This is a genomic window from Rhodococcus sp. C26F, from assembly GCF_053345925.1.
In genome coordinates this window covers 52924-63930 of record NZ_JBKFBA010000017.1, presented here as the reverse complement: position 1 = coordinate 63930, position 11007 = coordinate 52924, and the positions used below count along the sequence as shown (strand labels likewise).

Genomic DNA, 11007 nt, shown 5'->3' with positions numbered 1-11007 from the left:
AGGGGGAGGTTCGCGGCGAGGTCGGCGGCATGTACCTCGGGGAACCCGCCGCCGAGGTAGATGCCCGCGGTGCCGGTGGGCAGTCGTTCGTCGCGCAGGGGATCGAAGGTCACCGGTCGGCATCCGTGTGCGCGCAGCAGTTCCTCGGTCTCGGTGTAGCGGAAGGTGAAAGCGCGGCCTCCGGCGACGGCGATCACCGGTCCGTCCTCGGTGGGCGTACCCGGCGACCACGGTGTTGCCGGCAGGTCGGGTGCCGCCGAGGCGATACCGACGATCTCGGTGAGATCGATGCGCTCGGCGATCCGCGCGGCGAGCCGATCCACCTGCGCGGTCGCCTCGTCGCGCTCTTCGGCGGGCACCAACCCGAGATGGCGCGAGGGGACGGTGACGCCGTCGTCGCGACCGAGCACCCCGAGCACCGGGATGCCGGTCGGTTCGAGTGCGCGGATCACCTCGTCCGAATGTCGCTGCGATCCGGCCTTGTTCAGGATCACACCGGCGATCCGCGTGCCGCGGTCGTAGGACGCCATGCCGTGCACGATCGCCGCGATCGACCGGGAGGCGTGCGAGACGTCGACGACGAGGATCACCGGTGCGGACAGCAGGGCCGCGGTGTGGGCGGTGGACGCGTGCCCGTCGGTGCCGATCATCCCGTCGTACAACCCCATGACCCCTTCGATCACGGCGATGTCCGCACCGGCGGCGCCGTGCAGGAAGAGAGGAGCGACGAGGTCCTCGCCGACGAGGTGCGGGTCGAGGTTGCGGCCCGGTCGGCCGGTGGCGAGCGAGTGGTAGCCGGGATCGATGTAGTCGGGACCGATCTTGTGCCCCGACACGATGTGGCCGGCGCGACGCAGTGCCGCCATGAGGCCCGTGGCGACGGTGGTCTTCCCGTGCCCGGATGCCGGTGCGGCGACGACGACGCGTGGAACTCTCACCACTCGATCCCTCGCTGGCCCTTCTGTCCCGCATCCATCGGATGCTTGACCTTCGTCATCTCCGTCACCAGGTCGGCGACCTCGACGAGTTTCGGGTGCGCCCGCCGCCCCGTGATCATGACGTGCTGGTGTCCCGGCCGTGAGGTCAGCGTATCGACGACCTCGTCGATGTCGACCCAGCCCCAGGCGATCGGATAGGTGAACTCGTCCAGTACGTACAGGCCGTGCTGCTCCGCGGTGAGACGTCGCTGGATCTCACGCCACCCGGCGAGCGCATCGGCGGCATGGTCCTCCTCAGTGCCTTCCTTGCGCGACCACGACCAGCCGGAACCCATCTTGTGCCACTCGATCGGCCCCCCGGTGCCGCGCTCGGCGTGCAGATCGGCGAGGGTTTCGAAGGCGGTCTGCTCGCCGAGTCGCCACTTGGCGGACTTGACGAACTGGAAGACGGCGACCGACCAGCCCTGGTTCCAGCCACGCAGTGCGAGGCCGAATGCGGCTGTGGACTTTCCTTTTCCGTCGCCGGTGTTGACCATCAGCAGCGGCCGGTTGCGGCGCTGGCGGGTGGTGAGACCGTCGGCGGGGACGACGGTGGGTTGTCCCTTCGGCATCAGGCGGCCCTCTCCCGGACGATTCCGGTCAGTGCGTCGGCATCGACCTCACCGACGGGCGCGTACTCGGCGCCGAGGCGTTCGGCGAGACGGGCCGCGAGACCCATCCGGAACCGGCCCGTCTCGGAATCGACCACCACGGAGGAGATTCCCTGTGCAGCGATGACGTCCGCGGCGTCGAGCGAGCGCTGCACAGCATCCGGTCCGGCAGTGGCGCGACCGTCGGTGACCACGACGAGCAGGGCGCGTCGACGCGGATCCCGCAGGGAATGACGCCGAAGGGTGGCGGCCGCTTCGATCAACCCCTCCGCCAGCGGGGTCCGCCCACCGGCGGGAAGTTCTCGCAGCCGTGCGGCAGCCACGTCCACCGAATTCGTCGGCGGGAGTGCGACGGTCGCGCCGGTGCCGCGGAAGGTCACGAGTCCGACGGTGTCGCGACGGCGGTAGGCGTCGAGCAGCAGCGACAGGACGGCGGTCTTGACCTGCACCATACGGTTGCGTGCTGCCATCGACCCGGATGCGTCGACGCAGAGCAGGACGAGATTGGTCTCGCGGCCTTCGATGATCTTGCGGCGCACCTGCCGACCCCGATCGGTGAAGGCGGACGCGCGGATCGTGGCGGGCAGATGAACCGGGCCGGTGTCGCCGCGGCGACTGCCCACGGTACGGCCGATCGTGGTGACCGCCCGCGACCGGCGACCAGCCGCCCCGCGCCCGACCCGATCGACGGAGAACACCCTGGCGCGAAACGGATCCGTCGCCGACGCCAGGCTGGTGGACGACCGATCACCCGAACCGGAGGACGTCTCCGCCGCCGAGTCGTCGGGTGCGCTCTCGCCACCACCGGGATCGTCGTCGGGGCCGGGATCGGGATCCGGATCGTCTCCACCGAGAAGTTCGTCGAGCAGGTCGTCGCTGCTGGTGGGGGCATCGAACGGGTTGCGGCGCCGACGGTGCGGAAGCGCGAGCCGGGCTGCTGCCGCGATGTCCTCGCGTGTCACCTCGAGGCGGCCGTGCCAGGCGGCGTGTGCGATGGCGGTGCGGGCGGTGACCAGGTCGGCGCGCATGCCGTCCACGTCGAACGCCGCACACACTTCGGCGATCGAGACCAGTGCGTCGTCGCTCAGCACGACCTGCGGGACGAGTTGGCGTGCGGAGACGACGCGGCGCGACCACTCGGCATCCCGATCCGCCCATCGCGCGGTGAATCCGGCCGGGTCGGTGTCGAAGGCCATCCGCCGCCGCACGATCTCGGCGCGCATGTGCGGGTCGCGGGGCGCGGCCACGTCCACCGCGAGACCGAAGCGGTCGAGCAACTGCGGGCGGAGCTCACCCTCCTCGGGATTCATGGTTCCGACCAGCACGAATCGGGAGGCGTGCTCGACGGAGACCCCGTCGCGTTCGACGGTCGAGCGACCCATCGCCGCGGCGTCGAGGAGCAGGTCGACCAGGTGGTCGTGCAGGAGGTTGACCTCGTCGACGTACAGCACGCCGCGGTGGGCCAGTGCCAGAAGACCGGGTTCGTATTCGGCCGTGCGGTCGGCCAGTGCCTTGCCGAGGTGCAACGCTCCGGTGACGCGATCCTCCGCCGCGCCGACGGGCAGTTCCACCAGTCGAACCGGCCGGACATGCGAGCCCGTATCGGCCGGATGGGGGCCGTCCGGGCAGGACGGATCGGGGGTGTCCGGATCGCACGAGAACCGGCACCCGTCCACGACGGTGACCGGCGGCAACAGTGCGGCGTGGGCACGCACCGTCGTCGATTTCGCGGTGCCCTTCTCGCCACGCACCAGCACTCCGCCGATCGACGGCGACACCGCACACAGGGTCAGGGCCAGCGCGAGGTCGTCGGAACCGACCACCGCGCCGAACGGATATACGTGCACTTCGACCTCCACAGGCTCCCGCTGGGATGTTCTTCGCGGCAAGCTGTTCGAAGGCCGGTATTCGGACTTCCCGGTCGGACGCCGTGCGATCGCCTTCCCGGACCGGACGGTCCAGTGGCTGCGCGGATGCGCGTGATCGACGACTCCCGGGTCACCGCAGCGGGCCTGTGCCGGATTCTCACCGGCTTCCCGATTATCCCCGTGAGGGGCACCTTCGATTGCCTTGCCACGGCCGAGTCTAGGCCATGGCGCGTGGGCTATGGTTCACCGCCATGGGACCGATGCGACAGACGACAGGCATCACCGTTGTCGGAATCGGGGCGGACGGATGGTCCGGTGTGCCGTCCACCGTCCGGGAGCGGATTCTCGCGGCCGAGGTCCTGCTCGGCGGCCGGCGCCACCTCGACCTGGTTCCCGCCGGCACAGCGGTGCGCGAGGAGTGGCCGTCGCCGCTCCTGCCCGGGCTCGACGACCTCCTCGACCGGCACGCCGGCAAGGACGTCGTCGCGCTCGCATCCGGTGATCCGCTGGTCTCCGGGATCGGCACCACACTGATCCGACGCCTCGGAGGCGACGCCGTGGAGGTGATCCCGGCGATCTCGTCGGTGGCACTGGCCCGTGCACGCATGGGCTGGTCCGCGGAGGAGTGCGAGACGGTCACCGTCGTGGGTCGCGAGATCGATGCTCTGCGCAGAGTTCTGACGCGCGGGCGCAAACTCGTCGTCCTCGTCGACGGTGCACGTGTCGCGGATGTTGCGACGCTCCTGGAGGCCGCCGGTTTCGGGAACTCACGGGTCGCGGTGTTGTCGCATCTCGGTGCTGCGGACGAGTCCCGGATCGATGCGAAGGCGGCCCATCTGACCGATACGGGCGTCCGGTCTCTGAGTCTGATGTGCGTCGAGGTCGAGGGACCTGCCGGGTTGTCGACAGTGCCCGGTCTCGACGACTCCCTGTTCGAACACGACGGGCAGCTCAGCAAGCGGACCGTGCGCCTCGCGGCGGTGGGCGCACTCGCGCCGCGACCAGGGGAGTTGCTGTGGGACGTCGGTGCGGGAGCCGGGTCCGTCGGAATCGAATGGGCGCGAACCGATCCGCGGTGCCGCACTCTCGCGATCGAGAAGGACGAGCGGCGGGCCGGCGCGATCGAGCGCAATGCTGCCGCTCTGGGTGTGCCGTCGACCGTGCGCGTCGTCCGAGGTGCTGCACCTGCCGCGCTCGTCGGACTCCCGACGCCCGATGCGATCTTCGTGGGCGGGGGAGGAAGTCGCGAGGGCGCGCTCGATACGTGCTGGGACGCATTGCCTCCCAGTGGTCGGCTCGTCGCGCACGCGGTGACGCTGGAGACCGAGGCCGTCCTGGTGCAATGGTGGAAGACGCACGGCGGTGAACTCACTCGTCTGTCCGTCGAACACGCAGATCCCATAGGAACATTCACCGGCTGGCGTGCGCAGCGACCGGTCGTGCAATGGAGCGCAGTGAAAGGCGAACGATGACCGTCCATTTCGTCGGATCCGGACCCGGAGCGGCCGACCTGCTCACACTGCGAGCGGTGAACCTGCTGCGCGAGGTCCCGGCCGTGCTGTACGCCGGTACCTATCTCGATGCCGAGACCCTCTCGCACTGCCGTGACGACGCCGAACTGGTCGACACGCAACACCTGGACCTCGACGAGATCACCGCACATCTCGTCGACGCACACCGGCGCGGACTCGACGTCGTGCGGCTGTGCTCCGGCGACCCGTCGCTGTACTCGGCGCTCACCGAGCAGACGCGACGGCTCGACGCCGCGGGCGTGCCGTGGGACGTCACACCCGGTGTGCCCGCCTACGCCGCGGCGGCGGCGGCACTCGGTACCGAGCTGACGGTCCCCGAACTCGTGCAGACGGTCGTGCTGACCCGCACGCAGGCCCGATCGACGGCGATGCCCGACAGCGAGGCTCTGGCGCGGGTCGCAGGAATCCGGGCGAGTCTCGTGCTGCACCTGGCGATCACCCGCATCCGCGTCCTTGCCGAAGAACTCACTGCCGAATACGGCGCCGATTGCCCCGTCGCGGTGGTCGCGTTCGCGTCGCGACCGAACCAGGTCGTGCTGCGCGGCACCCTTGCCGACATCGCCGACGGTGTCGAAGCCGCGGGGCTGAAGCACACCGCGGTCATCGTCGTCGGACAGGCTCTCGGCGTGCGTGAACGGCCCGATGTGGCCTGCTCACACCTCTACGACCCTTCCCGCGAGCGCGCCGGTCTCGGATAGCTCCATCCCCGCGCGCCGAACCGGGTTCGCCCCGGTTGCAACAGCGGCGAACCCCGGTTCACCGCGCGAACCTGTTGACAACCCGGGGGTGAACGCCGTTCACTCGATCCCGGGGTGAACGTTGTTCACCCCGCAGGGTGGCAACGGAGATGGGGACATGGGACGAACGACACCGGCGTCGAGTACGACGATCATGACCCTGCTGAGCCTGGCGGGTCTCGTCGCGGCTCTGCAGACCACGCTGGTCATTCCGCTGCTTCCGGACTTCCCGGAGATCCTCGACGTCTCGGCCGGCGCCGCGACCTGGCTGGTCACCATCACGCTGCTGACCGGAGCGGTCGCGACCCCCATCGTCTCCCGCTCGGCCGACATGTTCGGCAAGCGCCGGATGATGGTGCTGTCGCTGGCGATGATGGTCGTGGGGTCGCTCATCGCCGCGCTCGGCGGGAGCTACATCGCCGTCCTCGTCGGCCGCGCGCTGCAGGGCTTCTCCTCGGCACTCATCCCGGTGGCCATGGCCGTGCTGCGCGACCTGCTGCCCCGAGAGAAGGTCGCGGGCGCAGTGGCGCTGACCAGCGCCACGATGGGCATCGGCGGCGCCCTGGGTCTGCCCACAGCGGGCGTTCTCTACGACACCCTGGGATGGGCCTCGGTCTTCTACGTCTCGGCGGCTGCCGGTGTGCTCCTGTTGGTCGGCATCCTCGTCACGGTTCCGGCGGGCGCATCGGGCAACCGGGGCCGCTTCGACCTCGTCGGCGCAGTGCTGCTGTCGCTCGCGCTGGTGGCACTGCTGCTCGGCATCTCGAAGGGGCCGGTGTGGGGCTGGTCGAGTCCGCAGACCCTCGTGAGCCTCGGGGCGGCTGCCGTGGTCCTCGCCGTCTGGGTCCCGTACGAACTGCGCGTTCCCGTCCCCATGGTGGATCTGCGCGTCTCGTCGCATCGGCCTGTACTGCTCACCAACATCGCCGGGCTCTTCGTCGGCTTCGCGGCGTACGCGAACACCCTCTCCACCACACAGCAACTGCAGCTCCCCGAGATCACCGGCTTCGGATTCGGTCTCAGTGCGGCGACCGCCGGTCTGTGCATGGTTCCGGGTGGACTCACGATGCTCGTCGTCTCCCCGCTGTCGGCCCGCATGACCGCACGATTCGGCGGCCGCATCACCCTGCTGGCCGGGGGACTGCTCATGACCGTGGCCTACGGATTCCGCATGATCTTCGACGACACGGTCGCACTCATCGTCCTCGGCGCCGTCTTCGTGGCGATCGGCAACGCGATGGCCTTCGCCACCATGCCGGCGCTGATCATGGGTGCGGTCCCACTCACGGAGACCGCGGCGGCCAACGGTCTCAACAGCCTGCACCGGACGATCGGCTCGTCGACCATGAGTGCCGTCGTCGCCGCCTTGGTCGCCGGTCTCACCATCGAGGTGGCCGGAACGGTCTTCCCGTCCCACAGTGCCTTCGTGGCGATGTTCGGAATCGCCGGCGTCGCGACGTTCTCCGCTAGCCTGGCAGCCATGTTCCTGCCGAGACATCGACCGTCGACGACGAGCGTCGCCGACGCATCCGTGGAGGCGAAGGCATAGGTGACCGAGCGAACCACCCGCGACGTCATCCTCGACGCCGCACGGCCGCTGTTCGCCGAGCGGGGCTTCAACGGAACCACCATCAGGGACGTCGCCGAAGCGGCCGGTGTCTCACCGGCTCTCGTGATGAAGCTGGCCGGCAGCAAGGCCGAACTGTTCCAGGCGGCGGCTCCGGATTCTCCTGGGCTCGCCGAGGCCACCCGTCACGACGAGCCGGTCGGCTACCGGTTGGTGCGCGCAGTCGTCGAACGACGGGATTCGGACGACTACGACTTCTGGGCGGTGGCACCGTTCCTGATGCGTGAGGCGGCGGATCCGGCCATCACCCGCGCGCGGACGAACGAGCGGGTCGTCGCCCGGATCGCGGCACTGATCGGGGACGAATCCGGGGGGCTGGTGCGCTCCCAGATGGTCGTCACCCTCCTATTGGGACTGGCGGGCAGCCTGAGGACGTTCGAGCTGCTGCCGCCCGACGAGATGCCCAGCGAGACTCTGATCGAGACCTACGGCCGGCTCGTCCAGTCGGTCGTCGACGATCCCGAACTCTGACCGTCGACCGACCGTTTCGTCCACACCGCACCGGTAGGTGTCACGGAGGTGCCCGCAGCGCCGACGATGAGCAGGCACTTCATGTCGATGCTCGCCGGATCGAGTTTCTCGAGCGTCGTGACCTCGAGCGACTCGCCGGACCGTCCCACGTCGCGTCCGATCACGACGACGGTGTCGGCCGGGCGATGCTTCAGCAGTACAGTTTTCGCATCCGCGACCTGCGTCGTCCGAGACCGCGAGGCCGGGTTGTAGATGCCCAGGACGAGATCGGCCTCGGATACCGCAGCCAACCGCTTCTCGATCACGTCCCACGGTTTGAGTCGATCCGACAGGCTCATCACCGCGAAGTCGCCGCCGATCGGGGCGCCGGCACGCGCCGCGACCGCCTGCACCGCGGAGACCCCCGGCAGGACGCGAATCGGCACCGACGCGTATGTCTCGTCCTGCGCAGCCTCGAACACCGCCGACGCCATGCCGAACACCCCGGCATCACCACCGGAGACAACGGCGACCTTCTCACCCGCCAGGGCGAGGTCGAGAGCGAATCGCGCGCGGTCCACCTCGACGGTGTTGCCGCTGGAATGACGGTGCAGGCCGGGACGTACCGGGACGCGATCGACATACGGTCCGTATCCGACGACGTGATCGACCTGTGCGAGTGCGTCGGCGGCCTCGGGGGTCAGCCACTTCTCGTCCGCCGGGCCCAACCCGACGACGAGCAGTTCGTTCGCGTCCGGATGTGTCGCCTCGACCGCGACGGACGGCCGCGATCGGTCGGCGACCGACCGATTCCTCGGAGAGCGGTCACCGGCGGTGAGGATCACCGAGAAGTACGGCACCGCGTCGGCGTCGACCTCGGCGACCGGAAGGATGCGTTGCCGATCCATCGACGCGCGTTCGACATAGACGGCGTCGTCGAGGCGCCCGGACTGGGCGAGAGCCTCCCGGACGGCGGGAAACGTCCTGCCCAGCTTCATGATCGCCGCACCGTCGGTGTCGGCGAGTCGCCGTGCGAGCTCCGGGGCGGGCAGTGTGCCGGGCAGGATGGTGAGGACGTCGGTGCGCCGCACCATCGGTTCGGCGGCTGCAGCAGAGGCGGCGGACACCGAGGTCACCCCTGGCACCACTTCCGTCGGGTATCGCGGAGCGAGGCGGTCGTGCAGGTACATGTACGAGCCGTAGAACAGAGGGTCGCCCTCGCAGAGCACGACGACAGTACGTCCCGCGTCGAGGTGGACGGCCAACCGGGCGGCGGACTCGTCGTAGAAATCGGCGATCGCACCGTCGTAGCCGCCCGGGTGATCGGTGGTGCCCGTCGTCACCGGGTACACCAGCAGTTCCTCGATCACGCCGTCAGGGATCAGATCGGCGGCGATCGATCGGGCGATGGAGCGGCCGTGCGTACCGGAGTAGTACGCGAGGACGTCCGCCTCGGCGATCAGCCGCGCAGCCTTGCGTGTGATGAGTTCGGGATCGCCGGGGCCGAGACCCACGCCGTAGAACCTGCCGGACACCATCTCGCTCATTCCTTCTCCTGCGCAAGTGCATTGATCGCGGACGACGCCATCGCCGACCCGCCGCGACGTCCCCGGACCACCAGATGGGGGATCTGCAGCCGATGGTCGAGCAGTGCCTCCTTCGACTCCGCGGCGCCGATGAAGCCGACGGGAACACCGACGATCGCCGCCGGTCGCGGGGCGCCGTCGTCGAGCATCTCGAGCAGGTGGAACAGGGCGGTCGGGGCATTGCCGATCGCAACGACAGCCCCCTCGAGGCGGTCGGCCCACAGTGACACCGCCGCCGCGGAGCGGGTCGTGCCCCACCGCTCGGCGAGTTCGGGGACACGCGGGTCGGCGAGCAGACACATCACGTCGTTGTCGGCAGGCAGGCGCGTACGGGTGACCCCGGAGGCCACCATGTTCGCATCCGTGAGGATCGGAGCACCTGAGTTCAGTGCAGTGCGCGCGGCCGGAACAAGATCGGGATGGATGACGAGATCCCGTGCCAGATCGGTCTGTCCGCTCGCATGGATCATCCGGACCGCGACCTTCTCCGCACTCGCAGGAATCGCGGACAGATCCGACTCGCTGCGGATCGTCGCGAACGACCGGACGTAGATCTCGGCGCCGTCGGTGACGTAGTCGTACCGGCGCGGGGGAGGTCGAAGGGTCACGGGGTGCTCCTGGCAAGAACGACGCGGTGAGGCGAGTGCGGTGCGCCGCAGACGCGTTCGCATCCGGCGACGTGAATTCGGGAATCGGTGGTGTTTCCGGCGACGATCCGGCGAGCCAGCGCTCGGGTGTCACCTTCGGCGAGGCTACACCCGGGCGCCCCCGTGCACGCGGTCACCCGCTGCCACGCCGAATCCGGGGCCGTCTCGAAGCCGGTCTCGCGAAGCGCGACGAGATCCGACCCGGACGGGAGTATCAGGCCGCGCCAGGGCGTGACGACCACACCTCGATCGGGCAGCGCAGCAACCATGGCGGGGGTGAGGATTCCCAGGGGGACCAGCCCCGACACCGCATCGCCGAGCACGCCGTACGGCATCGTGAAGGCCGGTGGCCGCGGAGCGGGATCGGTGCCACCGAGTTCCGCTCCCGCACGCGGGAGTTGACGCACGTGCCACACCGACTCGCGAATCTCGACGAACCGGCGGGCCTGGCGCAGGAGCATCTCGGGAACCTGGGTGAGCCGCACCGTCGGCCCGTCGAGTCCACCCACGACGATCCGTGCCGTCCCGCCGCCGAGCGCGACCGCGGTGAGATCGCACCGCAGCGTCACCACGTCGCCGCGGCCGTCGTCGAGGCCGAACAGGAACCGGCCGGGCAGATCGGCGAGGACCGGATCGGCGCACAGTCCGGCGTCGAGTTCGCGAACGAGAGGCCGGACGTCGGCGAGTCCTCCCGCGAGACCCGACAGCGGCGACGCGACGATGTTCCGCACCCGTTCGTGGCTCGCCGACGGCAGCAGCCCGGCCGCCGTGACGGCGTCGGCCAGTCCCGCGGGGACGGCACCGAACTCGTCGAGGTCGATACCTCTGAGCTGCAGGTTCCCTCGCGACGTCAGATGGACGTCGCCGTCGGCGTAGGCGATCGACGCGTCCGACAGTGCTCGGAGCGCCCCGTCGGGCACCTGCCCTCCGGGCACGCGCAGCCGCACCAGTGCGCCGTCCGCCGCGACATGT

The 11007-nt window shown here is 69.6% G+C and carries 10 protein-coding genes and 1 riboswitch; of the genes, 4 read left to right on the top strand and 6 right to left on the bottom strand.

What is annotated here, in order from left to right; all coding sequences use genetic code 11:
• The 3 genes from ACLBYD_RS17725 to ACLBYD_RS17715 all read right to left on the bottom strand — a co-directional run.
• Positions 1–938, bottom strand: a 938-nt coding sequence (locus ACLBYD_RS17725; RefSeq protein ID WP_447817463.1) for a cobyrinate a,c-diamide synthase, incomplete at its 3' end; no start/stop codon positions are given.
• Complete coding sequence (gene cobO / locus ACLBYD_RS17720) at positions 935–1549, bottom strand: cob(I)yrinic acid a,c-diamide adenosyltransferase (protein WP_447817462.1); 615 nt, start codon at positions 1547–1549, stop codon at positions 935–937. The genes ACLBYD_RS17725 and cobO, both read right to left, overlap by 4 nt.
• Positions 1549–3435: a VWA domain-containing protein gene (locus ACLBYD_RS17715; protein WP_447817460.1), complete on the bottom strand. Its 1887-nt coding sequence runs from the start codon at positions 3433–3435 to the stop codon at positions 1549–1551. The genes cobO and ACLBYD_RS17715 overlap by 1 nt, the downstream gene beginning before the upstream one ends.
• A 35-nt stretch (positions 3436–3470) precedes the next feature.
• Positions 3471–3666: riboswitch (cobalamin riboswitch) on the bottom strand.
• Between the two features lie 41 nt (positions 3667–3707).
• On the opposite strand from ACLBYD_RS17715, the gene cbiE reads away from it, so the two are divergent.
• From cbiE to ACLBYD_RS17695, 4 genes are all read left to right on the top strand, one after another.
• Positions 3708–4928 (top strand): precorrin-6y C5,15-methyltransferase (decarboxylating) subunit CbiE, encoded by a 1221-nt coding sequence (gene cbiE / locus ACLBYD_RS17710; RefSeq protein ID WP_447817459.1) that lies wholly within the window; start codon positions 3708–3710, stop codon positions 4926–4928.
• Positions 4925–5686: a cobalt-precorrin-4/precorrin-4 C(11)-methyltransferase gene (locus ACLBYD_RS17705; protein ID WP_447817458.1), complete on the top strand. Its 762-nt coding sequence runs from the start codon at positions 4925–4927 to the stop codon at positions 5684–5686. The genes cbiE and ACLBYD_RS17705 overlap by 4 nt, the downstream gene beginning before the upstream one ends.
• A gap of 157 nt (positions 5687–5843) precedes the next feature.
• Positions 5844–7274: an MFS transporter gene (locus ACLBYD_RS17700; RefSeq protein ID WP_447817456.1), complete on the top strand. Its 1431-nt coding sequence runs from the start codon at positions 5844–5846 to the stop codon at positions 7272–7274.
• On the top strand, positions 7275–7823 hold the full coding sequence (locus ACLBYD_RS17695; RefSeq protein WP_447817455.1) for a TetR/AcrR family transcriptional regulator: 549 nt from the start codon (positions 7275–7277) through the stop codon (positions 7821–7823).
• On the opposite strand, the gene ACLBYD_RS17690 is transcribed toward ACLBYD_RS17695, so the two are convergent.
• The 3 genes from ACLBYD_RS17690 to ACLBYD_RS17680 are packed head-to-tail and all read right to left on the bottom strand — an operon-like array spanning position 7778 to position 10982.
• Positions 7778–9349, bottom strand: a complete 1572-nt coding sequence (locus ACLBYD_RS17690; RefSeq protein WP_447817454.1) for a precorrin-2 C(20)-methyltransferase — start codon at positions 9347–9349, stop codon at positions 7778–7780. The two genes, ACLBYD_RS17695 and ACLBYD_RS17690, sit on opposite strands and share 46 nt — an antisense overlap.
• A complete protein-coding gene (locus ACLBYD_RS17685; protein WP_060650517.1) occupies positions 9346–9996 on the bottom strand; it encodes a precorrin-8X methylmutase in 651 nt (216 codons plus the stop codon). The genes ACLBYD_RS17690 and ACLBYD_RS17685 overlap by 4 nt, the downstream gene beginning before the upstream one ends.
• Entirely contained in the window at positions 9993–10982 is a 990-nt protein-coding gene (locus tag ACLBYD_RS17680) for a cobalamin biosynthesis protein CobG (protein WP_447817452.1), read from the bottom strand. The genes ACLBYD_RS17685 and ACLBYD_RS17680 overlap by 4 nt, the downstream gene beginning before the upstream one ends.
• Positions 10983–11007: the final 25 nt, after the last annotated feature.

What these genes read in the sequence shown, in the direction of transcription:
- ACLBYD_RS17700 (WP_447817456.1), top strand. Translation starts at nt 5,844, where the DNA reads ATGGGACGAACGACACCGGCGTCGAGTACGACGATCATGACCCTGCTG.
- cbiE (WP_447817459.1), top strand. Translation starts at nt 3,708, where the DNA reads ATGGGACCGATGCGACAGACGACAGGCATCACCGTTGTCGGAATCGGG.
- ACLBYD_RS17690 (WP_447817454.1), bottom strand. Translation starts at nt 9,349, where the DNA reads ATGAGCGAGATGGTGTCCGGCAGGTTCTACGGCGTGGGTCTCGGCCCC.
- cobO (WP_447817462.1), bottom strand. Translation starts at nt 1,549, where the DNA reads ATGCCGAAGGGACAACCCACCGTCGTCCCCGCCGACGGTCTCACCACC.
- ACLBYD_RS17705 (WP_447817458.1), top strand. Translation starts at nt 4,925, where the DNA reads ATGACCGTCCATTTCGTCGGATCCGGACCCGGAGCGGCCGACCTGCTC.